Source organism: Janthinobacterium silvisoli, assembly GCF_014200725.1.
Classification (GTDB): domain Bacteria; phylum Pseudomonadota; class Gammaproteobacteria; order Burkholderiales; family Burkholderiaceae_D; genus Janthinobacterium.
Genome location: NZ_JACHCL010000001.1, coordinates 1,264,238 through 1,289,821, shown reverse-complemented (window position 1 = coordinate 1,289,821; position 25,584 = coordinate 1,264,238). Strand labels below are relative to the sequence as shown.

The window sequence follows — 25,584 nt, the reverse complement described above, 5'->3', positions numbered from 1 at the left end:
GAGCATGCGCGGCGTGATACGGCTAAATGATCCCACCAGCCATGGCGGCAAGGTGACGGGGGCGGCGCCCAAGACGACGGTGCTGGGTCTGGCCGTGGCGCGCAAGGGCGATGCTTGCACGTGCCCGATACGCGGCCATGACCGCTGCGTGATCGCCGAGGGGGACCCCAAGGTGCTGATCGATGGCGTGCCGGTGGCGTTTGACGGCCACAAGACCAGTTGCGGCGCCAGCCTGATTTCCACGGTGGGAACAAGCGGGCGCGGCTGAAGAGTAAGATTTACGCCAGGCTGGTGTCAATCGCCATAGCCAACTTGTCGACGATTTCATCGACATGGCCGGTGTTGATGATGTAGGGTGGCGCCAGCAGCACATGGTCGCCGTGCAAGCCGTCGATGGTGCCGCCCATGGGGTAGCACATCAGTCCGGCTTGCATGGCTTGTGCCTTGATGCGGGCGTGCAGGCGCAGCGCAGGGTCGAAGGGCTGCTTGCTGCCGCGCTCGCGTACCAGTTCCACTCCCAGAAACAGGCCCCGGCCCCGGATATCGCCCACGTGCGGATGGCCGTTGAAGCGTTGACGCAAACGCTGTTGCAACAAGTCGCCCATGGCCCGTACATTGGCCAGTAAATCGCGCTCTTCGATTTGCTGCTGCACCGCCAGCGCGGCGGCGCAGGCGGTGGCGTGGCCGATGTAGGTATGGCCGTGCTGGAAGAAACCGGTGCCGGCACGGATGGTGTCGCGGATGTCTTTCGATACCATTACGGCGCCGATCGGCTGGTAGCCGGCGCCCAGGCCCTTGGCGATGCAGATCAGGTCAGCCGTGATGCCTTCTTGTTCGCAGGCAAACAGGCTACCCGTACGGCCCATGCCGCACATGACTTCATCGAGAATGAACAAAATGCCGTGGCGCTGGCATATCGCGCGCATATGCTTGAAGTAGCCGGTCACGGCGGGCAGGGCGCCAGAAGTCGCGCCGACCACGGGTTCGGCGATGAAGGCCATGACGTTTTCTGGCCCCAGTGCGACGATATTGTCTTCCAGTTCCTGGCCCAGCCGTGCCACGTAATCGCCATCCGTTTCATGGACTTGCTGGTCGCGCCAGGCGTAGCAGGGCGAAACATGCGTCACGCCAATCAGCAAGGGCTCGAACTGCTGGCGGCGCCAGGCGTTGCCGCCCGTGGCCAGCGCGCCCAGGGTATTGCCGTGATAGCTCTGGCGGCGCGCGATCAGGTGGCGCCGCTGCGGCTGGCCCCGTTCGACGAAATACTGGCGCGCCATTTTCAGGGCGCTTTCCACCGCTTCCGAGCCGCCCGAGACGAAATACACGCTGTCGATGCCGGCCGGCGCCCGGGCCACTAAAAAGTCGGCCAGCTCTTCCATCGGCTGCGTGGTAAAAAAGGAGCTGTGCGCATACGCCATGCGACCCACTTGCCGCTGCACGGCAGCGATCACGGCCGCATCAGAATGGCCGAGGCAAGAGACGGCTGCGCCGCCGCAGGCGTCCAGGTAGCGCTTGCCATCGGCGGCGATCAGGTAGGGCCCATCGCCAGCGGTGGCGATCGGGTAGTTGCTGCTCAGGCTACGGTGGAAGACATGGCTCATGGGCTGCTTTCGGTGAGTTTGGAGGGCGGTACAGTCACTTACAACATGGAGTGTTGCATCAATAGCGTAGCGCATCACGGCTGCTGCCGGTCCTGGGCCGCAGGCGGGTAAACAAATGGGGACCGGCATTTTGTCGGCGCGGTCCGGTGCCCAGTACGCGCAAGGCGGTCGCCAGCGCCACGTCGTGGCAATGCAGGAACAGGGCGGCGGCGCCCGTACCCGCCATTTCCTGCAAGGCCAGCGCATGCTCCACCAGCGCGGCCGTGCGCATGTCCAGCCGCGCTGGGATATCGGGAGAAAAGAGTAAGGCGTTATCGGTGGTAGAAATATTGCCCATGGGCACCTCCTAGCTAGTCATCAGCTTAGGTGGCAGCTGCCGCTCGATATTGAGTCAAATCAACTTTGACAAGCTTTTTGTACCGTGCATCGAGTGCGCCGAGCATAAAAAAACGGCGCCGCAAGGGCGCCGTCATGTAGGAAGAGGGCGGCGCTTACGCTTGCGCCACGCGCTGGGCGATATGCGCCAGCGCTTCTTCCACCTGGTCGATCAGGATCAGGCACAAATCGCCTTCGCTCAGGCGCGCCAGGGCCTTGTCGATGGCGACGAATTCGCCGTTGATTTCATCGATATGGCTGGTGCGCTTGGCGCCGTTCAAGCCCTGGCGCAGCAGTGCCACCACTTCGCCGTCGGCGCGGCCGCGCTGGCATTGGTCCTGGTACAGCAGCACGTCGTCGAAGGCGGCGCCGAGGATTTCCGTCTGCTGGCGGATGTCTTCGTCGCGGCGGTCGCCGGCGCCGCTGATCACCACCGAGCGGCGCTTGGCCGGCATGCTTTCCACCGCCTGCACCAGCGCCAGGATGGCGTCCGGGTTATGGCCGTAGTCGGCGATCAGCGTGGCGCCTTTGTAATCGAACACATTAAAGCGGCCGGGCGCATTGTCGTTCTCGTTGGCGAAGGTTTTCAAGCCCTTGGCGATCGCTTCCCAATCCAGGCCCACGGCCCAGGCAGCGCCCAGCGAGGCCATCACGTTTTCAACCTGGAAGCCGATCGCGCCATTGCGGGTGATAGGTACTTGCGAGAGCGGGATTTCATGGCGCTGCTTGCCTTCGGCGGCCACCAGCTTGCCGTCTTCCACGTACACCACGCGGTTGCCTTGGGCGCGGTGGGCCGCCATCACGGGATGCGTCTTGTCGGCGGCGAAGAAGGTCACCGTGCCGTTGCAGTTTTTTGCCATGCGGGCGACTGCCGGATCGGTGGCGTTCAGCACGGCCACGCCGCTGTCGGAGACGTTTTGCACGATCACGCGCTTCAACACCGCCAAGTCTTCCACGGTGGTGATGTAGTTCAGGCCCAGATGGTCGCCAGCGCCGATATTGGTGACGACGGCCACCTGGCAGCGGTCGAAGGCCAGGCCTTCGCGCAGCATGCCGCCGCGCGCCGTCTCGAACACGGCCGCATCGACGTCAGGGTGCAGCAGCACATTGCGTGCGCTGCGCGGGCCGCTGCAGTCGCCGCTGTCGATCTGGCGGCCTTCGATGTAGACGCCATCCGTATTCGTCATGCCCGTGCGCAGGCCGGAAGCCGTCAGCAAATGGGCGATCAGGCGCACGGTGGTGGTCTTGCCATTGGTGCCCGTGACGGCAACCACGGGAATACGGCCATCGTCGCCTTCTTCAAACATGGCGGCGATGATCGCTTCGCCGACCGGGCGTGGGCGGCCGAACGATGGCGCCAGATGCATGCGCAAACCTGGTGCGGCGTTCACTTCAACGATGCCGCCATTCTGTTCTTCCAGCGGTTTCAAGACGCTGTCGGCAACCACGTCCACGCCGCAAATGTCCAGGCCCACCATGTGCGCAGCCGCCACGGCGCGCGCCGCGACTTCCGGGTGCACGTCGATGGTGACGTCGGTGGCCGAGCCGCCCGTCGACAGGTTGGCGTTGTTGCGCAGGATGACGCGCTGGCCCACCGGTGGAATCGAGTCGGCCACATAACCCTGCTTGGCCAGGCTGGCCAGGGCGATGTCGTCGAAACGGATTTTCGTCAGCGAGGTGGCGTGGCCGCTGCCGCGGCGCGGATCCAGATTGACTTGATCGACCAGCTGGCGCACCGTGTGCTGGCCGTCGCCCACCACTTGCGGCGGGTCGCGGCGCGCTGCCGCCACCATCTTGTTGCCGATCACCAGCAAACGGAAATCGTGGCCTGGCAAATAGCGTTCGACCAGGATATCGTCGCGGAATTCCTGCGCCGCGATGAAGCCGGCCGTCAGTTGTTCGCGCGTGGTGACGTTGACCGTCACGCCCTTGCCCTGGTTGCCATCCTTTGGTTTGACGACCACCGGCAAGCCGATTTCGCAAGCTGCCGCCCAGGCGTCGTCCGCGTCGATCACCACGCGGCCTTGCGGGACCGGCACGCCGGCCGAATCGAGCAGTTTCTTGGTCAGTTCCTTGTCTTGTGCGATCGCTTCGGCAATCGCGCTGGTGCCGTCCATTTCGGCGGCCTGGATCTTGCGCTGCTTGCTGCCCCAGCCAAAAGTGACCAGGCTGCCTTCGGTCAGGCGGCGGAACGGGATGTTGCGGGCGATAGCGGCGTTGACGATGGCGCCCGTCGATGGGCCGAGGCGCACGTCTTCGTCCAGGTCCTGCAGTTGCTGCAGGGCGCCAGGCAAGTCGAACGGTGCATCGTCCAGCGCGGCGCGGCACAGCTGCTGCGCCAGTTCCAACGCCAGGCGGCCGACGTCTTCTTCCGAATATTCGACCACCACCTGGAAGATGCCCGTTTCCAGGGTAGGCGTGGTGCGGCTGAAGGTGACGGGGCAGCCGGCTTGCGCCTGCAGGCCCAGCGCCGCCAGTTCCAGCACCTGCGCCATCGGCGCGGCATTGTAGTTACCCAGCGGTTGCAGCGGGCTCAGTTGCGGGAAGAGGTTGCGCAGGCGCGCCTCGAATCCAGGCAATTGGGCGATGTCGAGTTCCTGCGTGGTGCAGGACACAATGGCTTCCACGGCAGTGTCGTGGCTCCAGAGGTTAGGGCCACGCAAGGCCCGTACGCGAGATACTTCCATAGTTAAACCGTTAATCCTGTTATGTTCTTGGGGCCCGGCCGCAGCCGGGCTATTTTAAAACTGGGCTCAGTTTAGTTACCGGTGCTGCCAGGCGCTGCGTCGAAAGTGCGCAGGCCGGCGCAGATCAGGTCCGCCGACAGGTCCAGCGCCCAGGCTGCCGCCACGGCCGCCAGCACGCTGTCGACATGGCCGGCGGTGGCCGGTTTCAGCAAATCCAGGCACAGCAACACGGTTTCGATGCCGCCTTCTGCCAGCACGATGTGATGCTCGCGCACGAAGGCCGCACGGCGGCCAGCCGCCAGCTGTTCGGTGATGGCAGGCAGGCTGCCATCCTGGGCGTACAGGGTCACCGTGCCATCGCACAGGTCAGCCAGTTCCAGTACTTGCGCGTCGTTGGCGTTCAGGACGGCCACGCCGGTCGACAATACCACGTCGACCTGGCTGCGCACCACCTTGTACAGGGCGTCGGCGTCCAGTACATCGAAATCCTTGACGCTATCGAGGCTGCCCATGTCCGTCACCACGCCCACTTGGCAGCGGTCATAAGCCAGGCCTTCGGCCAGGATCATGCGCGGATTGCTTTCAAATACGGCTGCCTGCACGCTGCGGTTGATCAGCAGGCGCTGGCCTGCGTCCCAGTTCACGCAATCGCTGCTGGTGACGCGGCGCTGATCGAGGAACATGCCTTCGCTGCAGACGGCGCCCGTGTGCTTGCCCGACAGGCTGAGCAGCTTGGCCAGCAGGCGCACGATCAGGCTGGCGCCTTGCGTGCCCGTCACGCCGACCAGCGGAATGCGGCCCGTCTCTTCATCGGTAAACAGGTGGTCGACGATGGCCGTGCCTACCGGGCGCGGTTTGCCCACGCCAGGCTTGATGTGGGCCAGCAGGCCCGGGCTGGCATTGACTTCGATGATGGCGCCGCGCTGCTCTTCGAGTGGACGCGTGATATCGGTGGTCACCAGGTCGATGCCGGCGATGTCCAGGCCAACCACGCGTGCTGCCAGCAGGGCTGCATGCACGACCGATGGGTGCACCTCGTCGGTGACGTCGATGGCGACGTTGCCGTTCGGCTGGATCAGCACTTTCTGGCCCGCTTGCGGCACGGACAGTGCGGTCATGCCCTGGCGTTCCAGCTCCAGGATGACTTCGCCCGATTCATGCGGTTTCACCACGCCCAGCGGGAAGTCTTCGCCTTCGCCACGGCGCGGATCGGTATTGATCTGCGTATTGACCAGGTCCAGAATCGTCGAGACGCCGTCGCCTTCGATCCACAGGGATTCGCCCTTGGCTGCCGCGACCAATTTGTTACCGACCACCAGCAAGCGGTGTTCGTCGCCGGTGATGAAGCTTTCCACCAGCACGGCCGAGCTGTCGCCCTTGCGCGCGGCCAGTTCGTAGGCGGCTTTCACGTCGCTTTCCGTCATCAGGTTCAGCGAGACGCCACGGCCATGGTTGCCGTCATACGGCTTCAATACCACGGGAAGGCCGATGTCCTGCGCTTCTTCCCAGGCGGCTTCGGCGCTGCGCACCAGGCTGCCATCGGGCACGCGCACGCCGCACGATTTGAGCAGGGATTTGGTCAGGTCCTTGTCGCTGGCGATGCCTTCGGCGATCGCGCTGGTACGGTCCGTTTCGGCCGTCCAGATGCGGCGCTGTGCGGCGCCATGGCCCAGTTGCACCAGGTTGCCGTCGCTCAGGCGCAAGGATGGGATGCGGCGCTCGGTGGCGGCGTCGACGATGGAAGCCGTGCTCGGGCCCAGGCAGCGCGAGTCCACCATGTCGCGCAGCGGCACCAGGGCCGCTTCCAGGTTGAAGGCTTCATCGTTGATGGCGGCCAGCAGCAGGCTGCGGGCAGTGTCCAGGGTAGCGCGTCCCACTTGCTCTTCGCGCGTGCGGAACGCCATTTTGTAGACGCCGCGCTGGCTGGTCGAGCGCGTCTGGCCGAAGCCGGTGCGCATGCCGGCCAGGTTTTGCAATTCCAGCACCACATGTTCCAGCACGTGGCCGGCCCAGGTGCCATCGCGCAGACGCTCGAGGAAGCCGCCCCGTTCACCCACGCCGCAGCGGTGCTCGATCAAGCCTGGCAGCCAGGCGATCAGCCGCTCATACAGGCCGGGCAGGGTATTGGAGGGATAGTCTTCCAGTTCGCCGATGTCGACCCAGGCTTCAATCACCGGGCGGTAAGTCCAGATGTTGGGGCCGCGCAAATGGGTAATGCGGAGGAAATCGATGTTCTTCTTCTTGATCATGTAAGTGGTTTCTTGATAACAAGCCAGGCGTCTGGGCGCCAGATACTTTATAGGGTGGCTTACAGAGACTTTTCAGGCTCGTGCTGTGTTCTTTATCCCGGGTATGCGCAGTGTGCCACTTTTGGCGGCCTTTTGTCGCGTTTGCTTATTGTATTCTGACTCTAGTTGCTATTTTTTATTGTCATGATTGTTATAAAGTTAGTGTTTTTGCCAGAATAACCAGCATTTACGCAACAGCGAGCTGTTGTATACTTGCAAAAGCACAGCGGTGTCTGATTATTTCTTGCGTCTTTGCCTATTCAATTTCTGATCGGCACGCATCCATTCGATACAATACAGGAACTGCCCTGGCATTCCGCCAGCCGCCACCGCGCAATACCAAAATACAAACATGGATGGTGCGAAGCCCCATCCCCCAAAATCCCGCCCCTGAGGGCCAGGCCTTGAGCCGGAGTATGCTTTACGATGACAACTGAACTGAGTGTTCCTGCAACAACCATTCCTGCCAACTTCTTACCGACAACGCTGTCAGAAACGTGGCTGACGGAGGTGGAAAAAAATCTTTCTCCAGGGGAGAACGTTTTAACTAGCGTTGAGGTTGACCTCGATGCACGATTACGTTTCACAAAAGGTTTAATAGTTGTTACCGAGAAGCGTCTGTTAGCGCTTGCTCCTGGCGAAAGCGAGTGGAAAAGCTGGTCTTACCGTCCGGGCTTGCGCCTGACGCACCATGACCACGCCGGTGTCGGCCACCTGGAATTGCTCGACGACCATGGCCGCCTGGCTTCCTGGCGCTTTACCCTTGGCCAGAACCTGCATGCCATCCGCGTGCTGGAACAGTTTGTCGAGCGTCTCGACAGCCATCTGACGGGGCAGCCCGTGGTGGAAGCCGAGCAGGAAGTGTGCCCGAGCTGCAAAGCGCCTTTGGAGCCGGAGCAGGAAGAATGCCCGATCTGCGCCAAGGTGCTGCACACCCCGCCATCGACCTGGACCCTGCTGCGCCTGTGGCGCTTCGCCCATCCCTACCGTGGCCAGCTGGCGCTGGGTTTCCTGTTGATGCTGCTCAGTACCGGCGCCCACATGATCCCGCCCTACCTGACGGCGCCACTGATGGACAATGTGCTGATTCCATATCAGAACGGCAAGCATATCGACCCGTGGCTGGTGGTCTACTATATGTGCGGCCTGCTGGGTTCAGCCCTGCTGGCCTGGCTGCTGGGCTGGTGGAAAACCTATATCCTGGCGATCGTCTCCGAACGCATGGGCGCCGACTTGCGTTCGGCCACCTATGAACATTTGATGAAGCTGTCGCTGGAATTTTTTGGCGGCAAGCGCACGGGCGACCTGATGTCGCGTATCGGCAGTGGCAGTGACCGCATCTGCGTGTTCCTGTCGCTGCATTTGCTCGATTTCGCATCCGACGTGTTGATGATTATCATGACGGGCGCCATCCTGTGGTCGATGAACCCATGGCTGGCCATCATGACCCTGGCGCCGCTGCCTTTTATTGCCTGGATGATCCACCTGGTGCGCGACCGCCTGCGCACCGGCTTTGAAAAGATCGACCGCGTCTGGAGCGAAGTGACCAACGTGCTGGCCGATACCATTCCCGGCATTCGCGTGGTGAAAGCGTTTGCCCAGGAAAAGCGCGAAGCGGCCCGCTTCCGCGACGCCAATGCGCATAACCTGGCCGTCAACGACAAGCTCAATAAAGTCTGGTCGCTGTTCTCGCCTACCGTATCGTTCCTGACCGAGATGGGCTTGTTGGTGATCTGGTGCTTCGGCATCTGGCAATTGTCGCGCGGCGAAATCACCGTCGGCGTGCTGACCGCCTTCATCGCCTACAGCACGCGTTTTTATGGCCGCCTCGATTCCATGAGCCGCATCGTCTCCGTGACGCAAAAGTCCGCCTCGGCGGCCAAGCGCATCTTCGACATTCTCGACCACGTGTCGAGCGTGCCGGAACCGGCCAACCCGGTCAAACTGGACAAGGTCGAAGGTCGTATCGACTTGCGCGAAGTTGGTTTCCGTTATGGCAACCGTGCTGTCAACCGTGGCATTACGTTGAACATCAGGGCTGGTGAAATGATTGGCCTGGTGGGCCACAGCGGTTCGGGCAAGAGCACGCTGGTCAACCTGATCTGCCGTTTCTATGACGCTTCGGAAGGCGCGATCCTGCTCGACGGCGTCGACATCCGCTCGTTCGCGGTGGCCGACTACCGCCGCAATATCGGCCTGGTGCTGCAGGAACCCTTCCTGTTCTTCGGCACCATCGCAGAAAATATCGCCTACGGTAAACCACACGCCACGCGCCAGGAAATCATCGCCGCCGCGCGCGCCGCGCATGCCCATGAATTCATCCTGCGCCTGCCGCAAGGCTACGATTCGATGGTCGGTGAACGGGGGCAGGGCTTGTCTGGCGGCGAACGCCAGCGCATCTCGATTGCCCGCGCACTGCTGATCGATCCGCGCATCCTGATCATGGATGAAGCCACATCGTCGGTGGACTCGGAAACCGAGAAAGAGATCCAGAAGGCGCTGGACAACCTGGTGCAGGGCCGCACCACGATCGCGATTGCGCACAGGCTGTCCACCTTGCACCGGGCCGACCGTCTGGTGGTGCTGGATCGTGGCCAGGTGGTCGAAGTGGGTAGCCATGATGAATTGATGGCGAAAGAGGGCGCCTATTTCCGCCTCTACGAAGCGCAGGCGCGCAACGCCGAACTCGCACTGGAAGACAAGGAATAAGCATGGCCAGCACCACATTTACATTGACGCGTGACAATTTCGGCAAGCTGGTGATGACGGCTGAAGACGGCCAGCTCTATCACGGCGTGGCGCCCGTGCGCGCCTTCCCGATCCAGTCGCCCAACGAAGGTATTTCGCTGGTCCAGGGCGACGGCAAGGAAGTGGCGTGGATAGACCATGTCGACAGCCTGCCGGAACCGGCCCGCACGCTGGTGAAGGAAGAACTGGAAGGGCGTGAATTCATGCCCGAGATTTCGCGCGTGGTCAGCGTCAGCAGCTACGCCACGCCGTGCACCTGGTACGTGGAAACGGACCGCGGTCCGACCCAGTTCGTGTTGAAAGGCGAAGAAGACATCCGCCGCATCGGCGCCACGTCACTGCTGATCGCCGATAACCACGGCATCCACTTTTTGATACGCGACATGTTCGACATCGACAAGACCACGCGCAAGATCCTCGACCGCTTCCTGTAAGCGGTATTCAGGGCATAGCAGGCTGCGCTTCCTCAAGCAGCCATAGCGCAAATGCTTGTAGTGGCGATGCAGTCAAGTCCATCGGCTCGGGCAGCACCAGGCAAAATTTCTTGCTGATAGTATGACCATCCGGCCAGGGCGCTACCAAACGGCCTTGCCGGATTTCCTCCTCGATATACAGGCGCGGCACCAGGGCCACGCCCATGCCCGCCAGCGCCGCTTCAATCAACATGCCATGCAGATCATAGCGGGGCCCCACCGCCGGGTTGGCCAGCACGATGCCGGCCGCCAGGGCATAGCTTTGCCAGGCGTCCGGATTCTGGCGCCGGTGCAGCAGCGGCAAGGCAGCCAGTGTCGTGTCAGCGCTGGTCTCGAGCAGCGCGGGGCTGCAGACGGGCACCAGTATCTCTTCCAGCAAGTGATGGCTATGCATGCCGGCCCACGCCGGATGCTCAAAATGAATCGCCGCGTCGACACCGCTGCCGGCCAGCACAAACGGCTCCATGCGTTCAGCGATATGCACGGTAATGTGCGGATGCCGCTCCTTGAAGCGTTTCAACCGTGGAATCAGCCAGCGGGTGGCGAAGGTTGGCAGCGCGGCGATCTCGATACTCGCGCCGTCGATGGGCTGGCCCATCAAGTACAGGCTATCCCGTTCCAGCCGGTCCAGAATGTCGCGCACTTGCACCGCATAGCGCGCGCCGCTAGCCGCCAGCCGCACCCGGTTGCCTATGCGCTGGAATAGCGCAACGCCCAGAAACTCTTCCAGGCGGCCTATCTGGCGGCTGATGGCCCCTTCGGTCAGCGACAACTCTTCGGCTGCCCGGGCGAAGCTGCCGTGGCGCGCCGCGGCCTCGAAAGCCATTAGCGCAGCATTGCTGGGAAGCTTACGGCGCATGGGATGCTCCAGATTGGGGGATAATGGCAGCTTGAGTAAATATCATGGAAGATTGATTTTATATCGCTATCTACTGCGGGAATCCCATCTTATCATTACCTTTCTGCAATAAGTGCATGCGAGTTGCAGCACGATGCTCGTCTCTTGCAAAGGATAATGTGATGATCTACACCGTCGAATGCAGCTATGCCGATCCCGACAGCGTAGCGCTATGGAGTGACTTTTATAGTCTCGAAAAACTGCCCGCTCTGATCTCCGTGAGCGGCTTTCATACCTCGCAGCGCTTCCAGGCGCTCAGCGATGGTTGCCCCACGTATCTAGCCATCCACACCATGGATGGCCTCGATATCCTGACGGGAGAGCAATACCGCCAGAAAGGCGGAGGCAACTTTGCCAGATGGCAGCAACACATCACGGACTGGCACCGCAACCTGTACAGCGATATCGGCCTGGCGCCCGCGGTGAAGGCAGACGAATTGCTGGTGCTGTGCGCCACTGGTCCGGAACCTTTGCTGGCGCTGGGACTGAGTCCCCTGGCCATGCACGCCGTGGCACTTGAAAAATTCCCTGAACATCGTTGGCTGGCAAGCTTGCCCCGGCAACAGGCGTCGCTAGCCGGGTCTTTACCAGAAGGCATCTTCTTCTATGCACCGATGACGGAACAGCTGAAAAGTTCCGCTGTCACCCAGGCCGCCCAAGTGCGCTAAGTTCGCCATGCTTTATATATTTCTGCTGAGCACATGCCTTCGGCTGAAAAGCTGGTCCGGCTATTCACGCCGTCGATGCGCTTAACGGAAGCGTTTTTTAAAGAAAAGAATATGTCCATCTCTCCCTTTCCAAGCCAGATGGCCGGCGACTTTACGATCACCGCGATCAGCGACGGCTACCTGTCCGCCAGCCTGGATTTCCTGTCCAATATCGCCCCGTCCGACGCTGCCAGCATGCAAGGCGCCGCAGGACAGGCGCCTGACGCCGTGCATATCAATTGCTATATCGTGCGCGGCATGGTGCGCGGCGCGCACCGCACCATACTGATCGATGGCGGGGCGGGAGGCGTCAAGCAATGGGGTGGCCGCCTGCGCGACAATTTACTGCTTGCCAGCATAGAACCCTCGGAAATCGACACCATCCTGCTGACCCATGCCCACCCCGATCATGTGGGCGGCCTGGTCGATGCAGCTGGGCAGATGAGCTTCCCCAATGCGGAGCTGGTGGTCCATCAGCGGGAAGTGGCATTCTGGGACGATGACGGCAATCTGAGCCGTGCCAGTGAGCGCGCCAAGGGCAACTTCGCCATGGCGCGCCGCGTTTTCGACGGCTATCGCCAGCAGCTGCGACCTTTTCGGGATGGTGAAGTGCTTCCTGGCATACACGCGATTCCGCTGGCGGGACACACGGAAGGGCATACGGGATATCTGCTCGAATCGCAAGCGCAAAGCTTGCTGGTCTGGGGCGATATCGTGCATTTTCCGTACATCCAGATTGAACGGCCAGATGTATCGATTGCGTTTGACCAGGATCCCGCCATGGCGGCCACCACCCGCTCACGGCTGCTCGATATGGTGTCCTCGGAAAAACTGCTGATCGCCGGCATGCACTTGGGCGAGCTGGGCTTTGCGCGCATCACGCGTAGCAGCGGGAGCTATGGCTTGCATTACGAGATGCAGGGATGAGTCCCCGAGTTGCGGTATCACCCAAAGAAAAGCCGCATGAATCGCTTCGTGCGGCCTGAAGACACAGCGTGCAAGATACGGGCAAACCGTGTCAGCTTGCCCGTATCACACCTTCATCAAAGGAACTTGTAGCCTGCGCCGATGTAGAGGTAACGGCCGCGCACGTTGTACAGCTGGGCAAAGCCCAGCGTGCCGTACTGGTTGCCTGCACCCATGATGCTAAATGGTGGCATTTTGTCGAACAGGTTCTTGACGCCGGCCGTCAGGGTCAGGTTTTTCATCGCGATATACTGGCCAGTCAGGTCTACTTCGGTATGCGAACCAATTGTGCGGGTGCCGTTCGGGATTTCGTCGCGGCGACGGTCCGAATCGATCATGTCGCCCGTGGTGCGGATGATCAGCGATCCGGACGCATTGCCTTGCTCCAGGCTGGCCGTGAAGGTGTTGCGGTACTTCGGATTCATGAACGTCTTCAGCGTGCTTTGCACAGGATCGCTTTCCGTATCCTGCGTGTCCATGCGCGTGTAGATCGTGGACGCGTTGCGGAACGTGAACTTGCCGAACATCGTTTGCGGCGAGGTATAGCGCAGGTCCGTGTCGAAGCCGCGCACGTCGGTGGTGGCCAGGTTCTGGTTGTTTAGCAGGATGCGGGCATCGCCGTTCTTGATATCGACGTTGCCCAGTTCGATGGCCTTCAGTTCCGTCAGGGTGCCGATCTCGTTCTTCTTGTTGATCTTGAAGAAGTCGACGCTCAATGTCAGTGAGTTGACTGGTGAGAAGACCACGCCCAGGTTGTAGGTCTTGCCCGTTTCTGGTTTCAAGTCCTTGTTGGAGCCGGATACCTGGTAGTAGGAGAAGTTGGTGCAATTGCCCGAAATGGTGGGGAATGCATTGCAAATTTCCGCATCGTTGGTCGTGTAGGCACCTGCATCGACGCCGCCATACATTTGTTTCAATGATGGCGCCAGGAAGCTGCCGGCGTAGGAACCGCGGAACATCAGGTTATTCAGCGGCTGGTAGCGCAGCGCCACTTTCGGGCTGGTTTTACTACCCACATTGGAAATATCGTCATAACGCAAGGCCACCTGGGCTTCCACGCCTTTCAGGAAAGGAATCGACAGTTCGCCGAAGATGCCTTTGGAATTGCGGTCGGCCTTGACCGCAGCCTGCTGGATGCTGCCGAAGACCAGGCCATCGATCTGGTCCTGGTCAGGCTGGTCGCTCAGCGTTTCCTTGTTGTACGAGACGCCGACGGCATACGCCAGCGAACCGCCAGCCAGGTCCATGATGGGCGCCGAAGCCTTGGCATTGAAGAAGGTCAGTTCCGATTTGCCGGCGCGCGTCGGTGTCAGGCGGATCTTGTCGACGGCCGCTTGCGGGTTGTCGGTACGGGTTGGGTTGATGGAGCCATTCTCAATCGCCTCGTTGAACAGATCGTAGTGTGCATAGTTCGAATCGCGGTTGGTGGCTTTGCTGACACCTTTGCCGATGGCGACGTCCCAGTCGATGCCGCGCGTCGTGCCTTCCAGGCCGGTCGAAAACTGGCTCAGTGTGCCCTTGCGCTCGGTTTTACGCGGACCCATTTGCATGAAGCGGCCAGCAACGGTCTTGCCGTTGACCAGGAAGTTACCCGGTGCTGGTTGCGATTCGAAATCATCCTTGCTTTCCGAGTAGGTGAACTCGGCAAAGGCGCGGATGCTGTCGCTGACCTTCAGGCTGCCGATCAGCATGCCGCTGGTGCGGTCGGCGCCATTGGTCGAGGTCAGCAGAGTCTTGTTGACGTCGAAACGGCAGGTGGGACCAGCCTGGTCTTCAGGTGGGCAAGGCACTAGGGTGCCACCACCAGAAATATTGCCGCTCGGATGGTAGCCACTGCGGCCGTCCGGTCCGCCAAAGCGTCGGAAGTCGGCTGAGCGCGTCAGTTCGCGATCCTTGCGGTAGATCGGGTCGCGCTTGAAGATGTCGACCGTGGCCAGCACGTTGAAGCCCTGTTCGTCGTAGTCGCCATAGCCATATACCAGATTAGCGGTTTTTTCCTTGGCGTCGGAGCGCGAGCTTTGGCCGTAGCTGGTCTTCGCTTCCAGGCCCTGGTAGTTTTTCTTGGTGATGAAGTTCATCACGCCGGCAACGGCGTCGGCGCCGTAAATGGCCGAGCCGCCATCCTTCAGGATCTCAATACGTTCCAGCGCGCCCAGCGGGATCGCGTTGACGTCGACCGCAGCTCCCGCGCCTGAACCGTCGGCCAGCGCATTGGTGGGCAGGCGGCGGCCGTTCAGCAGAATCAGCACGTTGCGTTCGCTAAGGCCGCGCATCTTGATGTTGGTGGTGCCCGAGCCCGATGGCGAGCTGGCGCTCAGTTCGCCCTGGTCATTGATATCGATGGATGCCAGGTTGCGTACCAGTTCGGCGACGCTGGTGGCGCCCGTGCGCTCAATGTCTTTCTTCGTGTAGATCTCAACCGGGGCAGCTGTTTCAGCATCCACGCGTTTGATGGCGGAACCGGTCACGACAACGCGATGCACCTTTTCGTCGTCAGCCTTGGCATCCTGGGCCAATGCTGTCTGGTGCAGAAAACCTGCACTCATCATCAGGGCGCCCGTAAACATCAGTCGCATAGACTTGTTTAATTTTTTCTCAATCACTCTGCATTCTCCAAGTTGGAAATTTTGATTTCCGTGAAAATTGTTCTTAATAATTAATATTTTTCAAAATTACAATATTTAATGATTTGATACATTAAATTTGCAATTCATCAGACCATTTTTGGCTTACAACTGTCAAGAAAGAATCTTTTTTTATTAACTTTCAAGGACGAATAAAGAGTGGAGAAGGGAGGGAATTATTTTGTAAAAAATGTAAATGCGAGCTCACTCTAATTGTTAAATAAATTAAATTTGCCATTTGGAAAAATGTGCGTAGAAAGTTCACATTTCCACAATGGCAATTTTTCATTGCTGTTGTTTTTTAGTAACAGTGTTTTATATTGAGTGTGCGGATTCCGGAGTGTTGGCGTGCTGTGTAAATGCGGTAGGCAAAAGAACGGCTCTGTCCCCAATAAGTAGGGGAATCTTCTTGCAAGGCTGCGGTCTGACCAATCAGACCACTTAAACAGAGAGGCCTACGATGCAACACGCGCAATGGCAGACATTAATCGCACAGTTCGCCAAGCTTTCTCGACGTCAACGCCTGGAATGCATGGAATTGTTGCGCGGCATGCCGTGCGGGCAGGTCTCTATCGCATTGATCGAACGCACGGCCCAGGCGCGGCTGTGCTGCCCGGCATGTCAATCGCGGCATTTTCACCGGCACGGCCACGCCAACGATTTGCAGCGTTATCGTTGCGTATTGTGCGGCAAGACCTTCAACGCGCTGACGGGTACGCCCTTGGCTCATCTGCATCACAAATCCTTGTGGCTCGATTACGCTAATTGCTTGCTGAACTCGGATTCGGTACGCAAGGCTGCCCAGCAACTGGGTATCCACCGTAATACCAGTTTTCGCTGGCGCCACCGTTTTCTTGCGCTGGCGAAAACTGATCGTCCGCGCTGCTTGCACGGCATTGTCGAAGCCGATGAAATGTATCTACTGGAATCGGAGAAAGGTGCGCGGCATTTGCTGCGCCCAGCCCGCCGACGTGGTGGGCATGCCCGTCAACGGGGCATTTCCAGCGAGCAGGTGTGTATCCTGGTAGCCCGCGACCGCACGGGGCAAACCATCGATTTCGTGACGGGCAAGGGCCAACTGACCAAGAAGCATCTGCTGTACTGCTTGCCGCGCGTAATCGACCGCGACATCCTGCTGGTGACCGATGGCCATGCGGCCTACGCCGCGTTTGCCCGGGAGACGGGTATCAGCCATCAAGCCGTCAACTTGCATGCAGGCTTCCGTGTGCGCGGCGCGGCCCATGTGCAAAACGTGAATGCGTATCACAGCCGCTTGCGGGGATGGCTGAGCATCTTTCATGGCGTAGCGACCGACGCGTTACCTGCCGAGTTACCTGGGGTGGCGCTGGATACTCGACGCCAGGCGCATCCTGTCCGCTGAAACCTTATTGAAGGCAACACTGGGAGATTTCCCACACCTGATGGTGACATAGCCAAAAAAACCGCCCGACAAGGGCGGCTGGGGTTGGTGCTACAAGCTGCGTTACTGGAAGGCCACTTCCGCAAAACTCCGTAATTTCCGGCTGTGCAGCCGGTCCACGCCCTGGCGGCGCAGCAGTTCCACGGCGCGGATGCCGATGCGCAAATGCTGGTCTACCCGTTCGCGATAGAAATGGTTGGCCATGCCGGGCAGCTTGATTTCGCCGTGCAGCGGCTTGTCGCTGACGCACAGCAGGGTGCCGTAAGGGACGCGGAAACGGAAGCCGTTGGCGGCAATCGTCGCGCTTTCCATGTCCAGCGCAATCGCGCGGCTCTGGCTGAAGCGGCGTTCTGGCGTGCGCTGCGGCAGCAATTCCCAGTTGCGGTTATCGGTGCTGGCGACTGTTCCCGTGCGCATGATGTGTTTCAAATCCAGCCCCGTCAACTGCGTCACTTCGGCCACCGCCGTTTGCAGCGCCTGCTGGATTTCCGCCAGCGGCGGGATCGGCACCCACAGCGGCAAGTCTTCGTCGAGCACATGGTCTTCGCGCACATAGGCGTGCGCCAGCACGTAGTCGCCCAGGCTTTGCGTGGTGCGCAGGCCGGCGCAGTGGCCCAGCATCAGCCAGGCGTGCGGGCGCAGCACAGCGATATGGTCGGTGATGGTCTTGGCGTTGGCCGGACCCACGCCAATATTGACCATGGTGATGCCGCTGCCGTCGGCGCGCAGCAAGTGATAGGCGGGCATTTGCGGCAAGCGCGGCGGGGCGGCGCCCAGTAAGTCGTCGCTTTCGGCCGGCTGCCCGGCGCGGCGCGTGACCACGTTGCCCGGTTCGATGAAGGCGATGTAGCCGTCGTCGTCCGATGGCGCATCGGCGTCGGGTGCGTGCGCCATCATGGCGTGGCCCAGGCGGATGAATTCGTCGATATAGAACTGGTAATTGGTAAACAGGACGAAGTTCTGGAAGTGCTGCGGCGAGGTGCCGCTGTAATGGCGCAGGCGCTGCAGCGAATAATCGACGCGCGGGCCCGTGAACAGGGCCAGCGGCTGCGCTTCGCCATGCGCCGGTTCATGCGTGCCGTTGGCGATGCCGTCGTCCATGGCCGACAGGTCAGGCAGGTCGAACAGGTCGCGCATGGCCAGGCGGCGGCTGGCGTCCATATTGCCTTCGATATGGTCATGCTCGGCAAACGAGAAATGCACGGGGATGGGCTGCGCGCTGACGCCCACTTCCAGATGCACGCGCTGGCCGCCATTATGGTTTTTCAGCAGCAGCGTGAATTGGTCGAGGTAGTAATCATCAAACAGGTCGGGACGGGTCAGGGTGGTTTCAAACACGCCGGGACCGGCCACAAAACCATAGGCCAGGGGCGAGTCGGCGCGCACCACCGTGTCGGTCTGGATGCGCACGAAGGGGTAGCAGGCGCGCACGCGCTCATGCATGTCTTCGCCGGCCACGAAGCGTTGCAGCGCGTCGCGCAAGTGTTCGATGCTGCTGCGGTAAATGGCTTGCACTTGTTCCAGCGCCAGGCGTGGATCATCAAAACGGGTGGAGGCAATGAAAGGGGGCGTAAGCAAGCGATTTCTCCTTTGATGTTTCGTGCATATCATTGTAAGGCAGCAAGGCCGCTCGTGTTGGCGCTATTGTTGGTCCATCTCGGAGCGCTTGACGGATTCAAATAGAATCGGTATTCTATTTGGCATGGTCAGATTAGCTAAATTCAACGAAAACAATTTCATCGATAGCGCCATCGCTGTCGCGGCGCAATGCGGCGTGGGCGCCGTCTCGATGGCGGCGATCGCCGTAAAGGCGGGCGCCCCCATCGGTTCCGTGTATCACCGCTTCGATTCGCGCAACGCTATTTTGGCGCGTGCCTGGCTGCGTGTAAAAAGCGACTTCCGCGAGGAAGTGGCCAGCCTGTGGGCGAATGGCGATACCTGGGCCGGCGTGCATGGCATGCTGGACTGGTGCCGCCGCAAGCCCGTGTATGCGCGCTTCCTGCTGCAATGCGCGGACAGCCCGGATTTCAACGGCGCGCTCAGTGAAGAATTGCAGGCCGCGCTGGAAGAAGAGCAGGCGGCGCTCGACGCCTGCTTTGCGCGCTGCGCCGAAGCGCTGCCCGGCGCCAGCGAACTCGATATCGATCACATGCTGCTCAAGTTCGTGCTGATCGACGCCCCGGTGGCCGTCGTCAAACCTTATCTGACCCAGGAACGGCCGATACCGGCCAGCGTCGACGCCATGCTGCGCGCCTCGCACGATGCCGTGCGCGGCTGGGCCGCCCAAACCACCCATACTCCACACTGATAAAGAACGATTACTCCATGCGTTATTCCACCCAGCTTGAACACGGCAAGAAAATTCCCCTGCACGACGAAGAGGGCTTCGCCGGCATGCGCGCGGCCGGCCGCATCGCCGCCGACACGCTCGACTACATCACGCCATTCGTGAAACCCGGCATTTCGACGGCCAAGCTTGACGCCATGTGCGAAGAATTCATGCGCGCCGCCGGCGCCATTCCCGCCACCATCGACTACCACGGCTACAAGCACGCCAGCTGCATTTCGGTCAACCACGTGGTCACGCACGGCATTCCGTCCGAGACCAAGATTTTGAAAGCCGGCGATATCCTCAACATCGACGTTACGCCGAAATTCAATGAATGGCATGGCGACACCAGCCGCACCTTCAAGGTCGGTGAAGTGTCGATCCTGGCCAACCGCCTGGTCAAGACGGCGTATGAAGCGATGATGGCCGGTATCAACACCGTGCGTCCGGGAGCCACCCTGGGCGACGTGGGCGCCGTGATCGAAGCGGTCGCCAAGGCGCAGGGTTTTTCATCGGTGCGCGATTTTTGCGGCCATGGCGTGGGCAAGGTATTCCACGACACGCCGCAAGTGCTGCACTACGGCCGCGCCGGCACGGGCATCGTGCTCGAACCCGGCATGATTTTCACGATTGAACCGATGCTCAACGTGGGTAGCTACCAGGTCAAGGTCTTGCCCGACAAATGGACCACGGTGACCAAAGACCGTTCCTTGTCGGCGCAGTTTGAACACTCGCTGGCGGTGACGGAAACGGGTTTTGAAATCTTCACCCTGACGGCCTTGCCCGATCCGCTGGTCTGACAGGCTTTGCCGGTGGCAGCCCAAGTCTTACAATAGCAGGCAGCACTTTTGCTCCACTTTTGAAGACCACTGTAAAGCCACTGCATGAGCGATTTTCCTGAAGATATCTACACCGAACCGTCGGCCGACGTCCACACCCTGAATAACCTGGGCCCCTTGACCGGCATGGCCGGCATCTGGGCTGGCACGCGCGGTCTGGACGTCAAGCCGAAAGCAGACGGCCCGCGCAAGCAGGCCTTCGTCGAGCGCATCGAGTTGCAGCCGATCGACCCTGTGACCAACGGCCCGCAACTGTTTTACGGCCTGCGCTACTACATCCACATCACCAAGCCAGATCAGGTCAAGACTTATCATGAACAAGTCGGCTACTGGCTGTGGGAGCCGGCTACCGGCGCGGTGATCCAGACCCTGGCCATCCCGCGCGGCCAGATCGCCATGGCGTCGGGCACCACCACGGCGGACGCCACCAGTTTTGAACTGGTCGCCAGGCGCGATACGACAGCCTTCGGCATTTGCTCGAACCCCTTCCTCGAACACGCTTTCACCACCGTCGAATACCGCATCAAGGTCGATATCCATCCGGATGGAACCTGGGGCTACGATGAAGACACGGTGATGCTGATCCGCGGCAAGGATGAACCGTTCCACCATACGGACCGCAACCTGCTGAAAAAGATAGGCGAGCCGACGCCCAATCCCATGGCTTTGCAGGCATTGGCGGCCAGCGCTCAATAGCCTACGGTTTTCCCTGCGCCACCGCCTTGATGGCGCGTTCTTCACCCATCCCCGCCGCAATCTTCCAGCGCTGCATGGCGCTGGTCCGGTCGGGGCGTTTCAATCCGGCGCCTTCCCAGTCCATCAAGCCCAGGTTGTAGATATCGCCAGCGCTGCCCTTGTCGGCCGCCATGGTGAACCATTTACGGGCTTCCTTGTTGTTGACGGGCGTCTGGTAACCGCGCACGTGGTACAGGCCCAGCATATGCATGGCGTTGATATTGCCCTTTTGCGCCGCCTGTTTCAGGTAGTCGAGCGCGCGCGGCATATTGCGCGGCTCTTGCCAGCCTTCCGCCATCATCACGCCCTTGGCCGTCAGCGCATAGCTGTCGTTCTTTGGCAGCGCCTTGGTGATCCACGGCTTGGCCGTGACCTGGCGCGCCTTGCGCTGCTGCTCGCTGACATTGCCCTGCTGGCGCTGTCCTTCGCCCATCAGCTGCATCCAGCCATACAGGCCATACGCCTCGACTTCACCATCCTTGACCAGGGTTTCCAGCATGGCCAGCGCCTTCACCTTGTCGCCGTTTTCATACAGCTTGACGGCTTTCGGCATGCTGGCGTCCTGCAGCGCGATGGTGGGCGGATGCGGTTCGACAGAGGCTGAGGCGATGGCAGGCTGTGGCGGCGGTACCGGTGCGCGCACTCTTGTGGGCAAGCCCATGCTGGCCGCCAGCACGGCAGCCGTGGCGGGCGCCAGGATCAGCACTTGCGCCAGCTGGTTGCGGCGGCCCTTGCCGGCGATCTGCATGGCCCGTTCGGCCTGGCTCTCGCCGCCCAGCGCCTCTTGCAGCACCGATTTGACTTTGCGGTTGAACAGCAGATAACCAACTGCCACCGTCACCAGGCCGGCAAAAGCGGCCGTGCCGCGCCCGGCGACAAACCAGGTAGCGAGGGTGATGGCCAGCGCCGCCAGCGCGCTCTTCCACCAGAATTGCTTGGCCAGCCGCGTATAGACCTGGCGCAGCGCACCGAGCACACAGGTGCGCACCATCTGCGCGTAATCGGGCGAGACCACGTCCACGTGGGCGTGGTCGGTTTCGCCGCGCAGTATCGATTCGATCACGTCCGCATTCAGTTCGGACGCGGCCACGTCGCGCAGTGGTCTGAGCAGACCTTGCACCTGGGCTGAAAACAGGCCATCGTCGGCGCTGCCGGCCAAGGCATCGCTGAGCGCCTTGAGGTCGCCGCGCAGCAGTTTTTCCACGATGTCGTCCATGGTCAGCCAGCGCAAGTCTGTGCCGTAGGCCACCAGGTGATGCTTTTCTTCATTGCACGCGGCATCGAGGCGCACGATGCGCAGCTTGCCCGCATACAGGGCGTCGACTTCCTGCGGGTGGTCGGCATCGTAAATGCTCACTTTCGCCAGTTGCAGGCTGCTGGCGATGGTCGCCAGTGAGTGCACGCTCTCCTTGTCGCGGATGCGGCGCGCATCCTCGGGCGCCTGCTTGGGCAGGCTGACGCTGTAATCGGGAACTACGTGGATGTCGGCCCAAGAAGCATCGCCTTGCTGGCCCGAGCCTTCGCAAGGGTTGCAGCGCAAGTCGCCCAGGCCGCTGCAGGTGCGGCAACTGATGCTGCCGCTGGCCAGGCAAGTGTTGCAATTGACATTGCCGGCGCCGTGGCAGCTGTTGCACGTGACTTTGCCGAAACTGCAATGGCTGCAATTGCGCGATACCGTGCGGTATTGCGTGCGCGTCTCGGTATGGTAAGTGGTGTGCGAGTTGCCGTTCTCGTAGGTGGTAGTGGGCACTTGCACCGTCACATAATCGGTGACTTGCTCGGAAACGGTTCCGCTGCCGCTGCAATATCTGCACGACACCTTGCCGCTGCCGTAGCAGCCATAGGCGTCGCAACTGACGGTACGACCGCCGTGGCATTTCCAGCAGGTTTCCTGCTTGGATCCATGGCAAGTGCTGCAGCGTATGCGCCCCTTGCCGTGGCAGGGAGCGCAGTCATCGAGGTGCCAGTATTTCACGGCGTGCAGCAGATACGCGCCTTCCTTGACCGTATCGTAAGCATGGTCGCTTTGCTGCAGGGCCGTTTCCAGCTTGGCAGCGGCCAGGCGCAGCCTTTCCTTGCCTTGCGCGATAGCGAGTGCTCCCACCTCATGCGCATCGCAGTGCTGGTCGCCCGCTGATGGCTTGAAATAACCATTGATGACGCGGTTCTCGAAACGCGCTTCGAGCACGAAATTGGCTTGCAGTGAAAAATCCTGCAGCGCGTCGTCTTCGGCCAGCGGGGTGATGTCTTTTGGTTCGAACCGCGTTTTTTCCTGCACCAGGGTGCGCAGCTTGCCCAGCACAGTGGGTCTTTCAGCCTTGTCGAGCATGACTGGTTCCGCCCCGGATGCTGGGGCAGACGGGTCCGGCAGGTCCAGGCTGCTGTCGCTGGCCGAGTCGGTCGTGGGGTTCATGCAGTCATCCTTTTGCTTACGAGAAAGATGTTTTGATTTTAGCATTGAAGCAGGTCTAAACAGCAGATGAAGTTACCTCGATGCTGTTCTGTTTGCAGCGTAAATTACGGCGGAACTGGTCTGGCGTGTCGCCGCTTTGCCGGCGAAACATGGCGATAAAGGCCGACGCCGTGCTATAGCCCAGTTCCAGTGCGATCGCTTGCACCGTGTCGCCCCGCTCCAGCAGAGGCAGGGCAGCCAGGAAGCGCTGGCGCTGGCGCCATTCGCCGAAGGACATGCCCAGTTCGCGCTGGCAACGGCGGGCCAGGGTGCGCTCCGTGACATGCAATTGCGCCGCCCAGTCTGCCAGTGAGCGATTACTGCCAGGATCGGCCTGCAAGCCATCGAGCAGGGCCTTGGTGATCGGATCATCGCTGCCGGGCAAATAATTGCGGCTGCAGGGCGCCAGTTGCAACTGGTCGATGACGACTTGCGCCAGGCGCTGGTCGGCGGTTGAAACTGGCGTGGTCACTTTCCGTTCTGCAAAGTCAGCCAGGATGGCCTTGAGCAAGGGACTGAGCACCAGTGCGCACGGTTTCGCAGGCAAGAGCGGACACAGGCTGGCGTCGATGTAGGCCGAATGAAAGGTCACGTCCTGGCGGATATAGCCGTCGTGCAAGGTTTCCGGCGGTATCCACACGGCATATTGGGGCGGCGCCAGATAGCGCTGGCCGTCCACCATGATTTCCATCACACCCGTCGAGCAATACGTCAGCTGGCCCCAGGGATGGGTCTGGTACTCGAATTGCTGGTGGGCTTGATAATCGCTGAGCCGGAAGTACACGGGATAGGGCAGGACGTCGGAAACTTCCGGAAAGTGCTGATTGGTCGCCATATTGTCCAGATAGAAGAATCGTTTGTCTGATACGCATTATATCCATCAAATCAGACCATGCGACAATCGCTACTCGTCTAAAGGAATCCGCATGCACTATTTATTACCCGTGATCGCCGTGCTGATCTGGGCCATCAACACCATCGTCAGCAAGCTGGCCGTGGGCGTCATCGATCCGGCCGCCATCTCGTTTTTCCGCTGGCTGCTCGCTGGCGTGCTGCTGGCGCTGGTGTTCGGCCGCTCCGCGTGGCGGCAGCGTGCCGCGATCACTCCCCATGTGGGCAAGCTGTTTGTGCTGGGCATGCTGGGCATGGTGATGTACCAGTGCCTGGCCTACACGGCCGCGCAAACCACCACGGCCACCAATATGGGGATTCTGGCTTCATTAATGCCGCTGCTGGCGGTGATTTTGTCTGTCTTGCTGCTGGGCGAGACGGCCACCGTGGGTGGCGTCTTCGGCAGCCTGGTGTCGCTGCTGGGCCTGGGATATCTGCTCAGCCATGGCGACCCTGCCGCGCTGCTCCGGCATGGCATGGGTGTGGGCGATGGCTTGATGCTGCTCGGCTGCCTGTCGTACGCCGCGTATGGCGTGCTGATGAAGCGCTGGAAAATCGCCCTCAATAACTGGCATTCCCTGCTGGTCCAGGTCTGGTGCGCCGTGCCCGTGCTGTTCCTCTATTACCTGAGCCATTCCGCGCCGCCTGTGACCAGCGCCGGCTTGCCGCTGGTGCTGTTTGCCGGCATCCCCGCGTCCGTGATTGCGCCCTGGCTGTGGATGCATGGCCTGGGCAAGCTGGGGCCCAGCCGCGCCACCACCTTGATGAATCTGCTGCCCGTATTTACCGTCCTGATCGCCTTGCTCTTTCTCGGCGAAACCTTGCATAGCTATGATGTGATCGGCGGTAGCGTGACCCTGCTGGGCGTGCTGATGGTGCAGTCCTTGAAACGTCCTTTGCGCCGCGCAGCCTGAGCTGGAGTTTGCTATGCTGGCGAATTAAAGGAGACAGCATGACGACAATAAAAGATACGGTGGAAACCCTGCTCGGCGAACTGGAAGCATTCGGCATCGCCAACGATGCGGTGCATACGGAGCGGGGATCGCGCATGCTCAATATCACGCGCGATACGGGCGAGTTGCTGGCCGTGCTGGTACAGGCGCGCAGCGCCCGGCGCATCCTGGAAATCGGCACCTCGAATGGGTATTCCACCTTGTGGCTGGCGCGCGCAGTGCAAACGCTGCAAGGCTCGGTGGTGACCGTGGAAAAGGCGCAAGACAAGTTTGACATGGCGCAAGCCAATTTTGCGCGGGCGCACTTGCAGGGTGTGATAGGCCAGTTACTGGCGGACGCGGGCCAGGTGTTGCAAGACAGCCAGGATGGCGCCTACGATTTTATCTTTCTCGATTCGGCCCGTAGCCAGTACGGCGCCTGGTGGCCGCAGCTGGACCGGGCGCTGGCGCCGGGCGGTGTGCTGGTGGTCGATAACGCCACCTCGCATTACGCGGAGATGGCGGATTTCCTCGACGGCATACGCCAGGATGCCCGCTACACCAGTTGCCTGGTGCCGGTGGGCAAGGGAGAGTTTATTGCCGTCAAGGCTAGCTGACT

The 25,584-nt window shown here is 60.8% G+C and carries 19 protein-coding genes and 1 pseudogene; 11 read left to right on the top strand and 9 right to left on the bottom strand.

Going from position 1 to position 25,584, the window contains the following annotated elements; all coding sequences use genetic code 11:
- Positions 1-4: 4 nt before the first annotated feature.
- Positions 5-268 (top strand): PAAR domain-containing protein, encoded by a 264-nt coding sequence (locus HDE75_RS05795; protein WP_183675811.1) that lies wholly within the window; start codon positions 5-7, stop codon positions 266-268.
- A 10-nt stretch (positions 269-278) separates the two neighbouring features.
- On the opposite strand, the gene HDE75_RS05790 is transcribed toward HDE75_RS05795, so the two are convergent.
- The 4 genes from HDE75_RS05790 to HDE75_RS05775 form a co-directional block, all read right to left on the bottom strand.
- Positions 279-1,601: an aspartate aminotransferase family protein gene (locus tag HDE75_RS05790; RefSeq protein ID WP_183675812.1), complete on the bottom strand. Its 1,323-nt coding sequence runs from the start codon at positions 1,599-1,601 to the stop codon at positions 279-281.
- A 58-nt stretch (positions 1,602-1,659) separates the two neighbouring features.
- Positions 1,660-1,938, bottom strand: coding sequence for a hypothetical protein (locus HDE75_RS05785; protein WP_183675813.1), 279 nt, complete (start codon positions 1,936-1,938; stop codon positions 1,660-1,662).
- A 154-nt stretch (positions 1,939-2,092) separates the two neighbouring features.
- The gene (cphA, locus tag HDE75_RS05780) at positions 2,093-4,663 is read right to left on the bottom strand and encodes a cyanophycin synthetase (protein ID WP_183675814.1); all 2,571 of its coding nucleotides are present in this window, start codon (positions 4,661-4,663) and stop codon (positions 2,093-2,095) included.
- A 71-nt stretch (positions 4,664-4,734) separates the two neighbouring features.
- Positions 4,735-6,912 carry a cyanophycin synthetase gene (locus HDE75_RS05775; protein WP_183675815.1) on the bottom strand — a complete coding sequence of 726 codons (2,178 nt, stop codon included), beginning with the start codon at positions 6,910-6,912 and terminating at the stop codon, positions 4,735-4,737.
- 465 nt (positions 6,913-7,377) lie between these two features.
- Here HDE75_RS05775 and HDE75_RS05770 point away from each other — a divergent pair, with 465 nt between their 5' ends.
- Together HDE75_RS05770 and HDE75_RS05765 are read left to right on the top strand one after the other, a co-directional pair.
- The gene (locus HDE75_RS05770; protein ID WP_183675816.1) at positions 7,378-9,660 is read left to right on the top strand and encodes a cyanophycin metabolism-associated ABC transporter; all 2,283 of its coding nucleotides are present in this window, start codon (positions 7,378-7,380) and stop codon (positions 9,658-9,660) included.
- 2 nt (positions 9,661-9,662) lie between these two features.
- Positions 9,663-10,133 (top strand): cyanophycin metabolism-associated DUF1854 family protein, encoded by a 471-nt coding sequence (locus HDE75_RS05765; RefSeq protein ID WP_183675817.1) that lies wholly within the window; start codon positions 9,663-9,665, stop codon positions 10,131-10,133.
- A 7-nt stretch (positions 10,134-10,140) separates the two neighbouring features.
- On the opposite strand, the gene HDE75_RS05760 is transcribed toward HDE75_RS05765, so the two are convergent.
- Positions 10,141-11,031 carry a LysR substrate-binding domain-containing protein gene (locus HDE75_RS05760; protein WP_183675818.1) on the bottom strand — a complete coding sequence of 297 codons (891 nt, stop codon included), beginning with the start codon at positions 11,029-11,031 and terminating at the stop codon, positions 10,141-10,143.
- Positions 11,032-11,192: 161 nt separating this feature from the next.
- On the opposite strand from HDE75_RS05760, the gene HDE75_RS05755 reads away from it, so the two are divergent.
- Both HDE75_RS05755 and HDE75_RS05750 read left to right on the top strand, forming a co-directional pair.
- Complete coding sequence (locus HDE75_RS05755; protein WP_183675819.1) at positions 11,193-11,738, top strand: sugar ABC transporter; 546 nt, start codon at positions 11,193-11,195, stop codon at positions 11,736-11,738.
- Positions 11,739-11,849: 111 nt separating this feature from the next.
- Entirely contained in the window at positions 11,850-12,704 is an 855-nt protein-coding gene (locus tag HDE75_RS05750) for an MBL fold metallo-hydrolase (RefSeq protein WP_183675820.1), read from the top strand.
- Positions 12,705-12,820: 116 nt separating this feature from the next.
- Here HDE75_RS05750 and HDE75_RS05745 read toward each other — a convergent pair whose 3' ends face one another.
- A complete protein-coding gene (locus HDE75_RS05745) occupies positions 12,821-15,319 on the bottom strand; it encodes a TonB-dependent receptor (RefSeq protein ID WP_183675821.1) in 2,499 nt (832 codons plus the stop codon).
- Positions 15,320-15,827: 508 nt separating this feature from the next.
- Between HDE75_RS05745 and HDE75_RS05740 the strand changes: the two are divergent.
- Positions 15,828-16,800 (top strand): annotated as a pseudogene (locus HDE75_RS05740) (IS1595 family transposase).
- A gap of 50 nt (positions 16,801-16,850) precedes the next feature.
- On the opposite strand, the gene HDE75_RS05735 reads toward HDE75_RS05740, so the two are convergent.
- Entirely contained in the window at positions 16,851-18,398 is a 1,548-nt protein-coding gene (locus HDE75_RS05735; RefSeq protein WP_183675822.1) for an AMP nucleosidase, read from the bottom strand.
- Positions 18,399-18,489: 91 nt separating this feature from the next.
- Between HDE75_RS05735 and HDE75_RS05730 the strand changes: the two genes are divergently transcribed.
- The 3 genes from HDE75_RS05730 (at position 18,490) to HDE75_RS05720 (ending at position 20,651) form a co-directional block, all read left to right on the top strand.
- The gene (locus HDE75_RS05730) at positions 18,490-19,095 is read left to right on the top strand and encodes a TetR/AcrR family transcriptional regulator (protein ID WP_183675823.1); all 606 of its coding nucleotides are present in this window, start codon (positions 18,490-18,492) and stop codon (positions 19,093-19,095) included.
- Positions 19,096-19,112: 17 nt separating this feature from the next.
- Positions 19,113-19,916 carry a type I methionyl aminopeptidase gene (gene map / locus HDE75_RS05725; protein WP_183675824.1) on the top strand — a complete coding sequence of 268 codons (804 nt, stop codon included), beginning with the start codon at positions 19,113-19,115 and terminating at the stop codon, positions 19,914-19,916.
- A gap of 84 nt (positions 19,917-20,000) precedes the next feature.
- The gene (locus tag HDE75_RS05720) at positions 20,001-20,651 is read left to right on the top strand and encodes an FABP family protein (RefSeq protein WP_183675825.1); all 651 of its coding nucleotides are present in this window, start codon (positions 20,001-20,003) and stop codon (positions 20,649-20,651) included.
- A gap of 1 nt (position 20,652) precedes the next feature.
- Here HDE75_RS05720 and HDE75_RS05715 read toward each other — a convergent pair whose 3' ends face one another.
- A complete protein-coding gene (locus HDE75_RS05715) occupies positions 20,653-23,103 on the bottom strand; it encodes an SEL1-like repeat protein (RefSeq protein ID WP_183675826.1) in 2,451 nt (816 codons plus the stop codon).
- A gap of 55 nt (positions 23,104-23,158) precedes the next feature.
- Positions 23,159-23,977 carry an AraC family transcriptional regulator gene (locus HDE75_RS05710; protein WP_183675827.1) on the bottom strand — a complete coding sequence of 273 codons (819 nt, stop codon included), beginning with the start codon at positions 23,975-23,977 and terminating at the stop codon, positions 23,159-23,161.
- 91 nt (positions 23,978-24,068) lie between these two features.
- Here HDE75_RS05710 and HDE75_RS05705 point away from each other — a divergent pair, with 91 nt between their 5' ends.
- Positions 24,069-24,947, top strand: coding sequence for a DMT family transporter (locus HDE75_RS05705; protein WP_183675828.1), 879 nt, complete (start codon positions 24,069-24,071; stop codon positions 24,945-24,947).
- Positions 24,948-24,985: 38 nt separating this feature from the next.
- On the top strand, positions 24,986-25,582 hold the full coding sequence (locus HDE75_RS05700; RefSeq protein WP_183675829.1) for an O-methyltransferase: 597 nt from the start codon (positions 24,986-24,988) through the stop codon (positions 25,580-25,582).
- The last annotated feature ends 2 nt before the right edge of the window (positions 25,583-25,584 follow it).

Coding starts and splice junctions, on each gene's coding strand:
- HDE75_RS05730 (WP_183675823.1), top strand. CDS start 18,490: ATGGTCAGATTAGCTAAATTCAACGAAAACAATTTCATCGATAGCGCC.
- HDE75_RS05720 (WP_183675825.1), top strand. CDS start 20,001: ATGAGCGATTTTCCTGAAGATATCTACACCGAACCGTCGGCCGACGTC.
- HDE75_RS05760 (WP_183675818.1), bottom strand. CDS start 11,031: ATGCGCCGTAAGCTTCCCAGCAATGCTGCGCTAATGGCTTTCGAGGCC.
- HDE75_RS05770 (WP_183675816.1), top strand. CDS start 7,378: ATGACAACTGAACTGAGTGTTCCTGCAACAACCATTCCTGCCAACTTC.
- HDE75_RS05710 (WP_183675827.1), bottom strand. CDS start 23,977: ATGGCGACCAATCAGCACTTTCCGGAAGTTTCCGACGTCCTGCCCTAT.
- HDE75_RS05735 (WP_183675822.1), bottom strand. CDS start 18,398: ATGATATGCACGAAACATCAAAGGAGAAATCGCTTGCTTACGCCCCCT.
- HDE75_RS05785 (WP_183675813.1), bottom strand. CDS start 1,938: ATGGGCAATATTTCTACCACCGATAACGCCTTACTCTTTTCTCCCGAT.
- HDE75_RS05765 (WP_183675817.1), top strand. CDS start 9,663: ATGGCCAGCACCACATTTACATTGACGCGTGACAATTTCGGCAAGCTG.
- HDE75_RS05755 (WP_183675819.1), top strand. CDS start 11,193: ATGATCTACACCGTCGAATGCAGCTATGCCGATCCCGACAGCGTAGCG.
- HDE75_RS05745 (WP_183675821.1), bottom strand. CDS start 15,319: ATGCGACTGATGTTTACGGGCGCCCTGATGATGAGTGCAGGTTTTCTG.
- HDE75_RS05775 (WP_183675815.1), bottom strand. CDS start 6,912: ATGATCAAGAAGAAGAACATCGATTTCCTCCGCATTACCCATTTGCGC.
- map (WP_183675824.1), top strand. CDS start 19,113: ATGCGTTATTCCACCCAGCTTGAACACGGCAAGAAAATTCCCCTGCAC.
- cphA (WP_183675814.1), bottom strand. CDS start 4,663: ATGGAAGTATCTCGCGTACGGGCCTTGCGTGGCCCTAACCTCTGGAGC.
- HDE75_RS05705 (WP_183675828.1), top strand. CDS start 24,069: ATGCACTATTTATTACCCGTGATCGCCGTGCTGATCTGGGCCATCAAC.
- HDE75_RS05700 (WP_183675829.1), top strand. CDS start 24,986: ATGACGACAATAAAAGATACGGTGGAAACCCTGCTCGGCGAACTGGAA.
- HDE75_RS05795 (WP_183675811.1), top strand. CDS start 5: ATGCGCGGCGTGATACGGCTAAATGATCCCACCAGCCATGGCGGCAAG.
- HDE75_RS05715 (WP_183675826.1), bottom strand. CDS start 23,103: ATGAACCCCACGACCGACTCGGCCAGCGACAGCAGCCTGGACCTGCCG.
- HDE75_RS05790 (WP_183675812.1), bottom strand. CDS start 1,601: ATGAGCCATGTCTTCCACCGTAGCCTGAGCAGCAACTACCCGATCGCC.
- HDE75_RS05750 (WP_183675820.1), top strand. CDS start 11,850: ATGTCCATCTCTCCCTTTCCAAGCCAGATGGCCGGCGACTTTACGATC.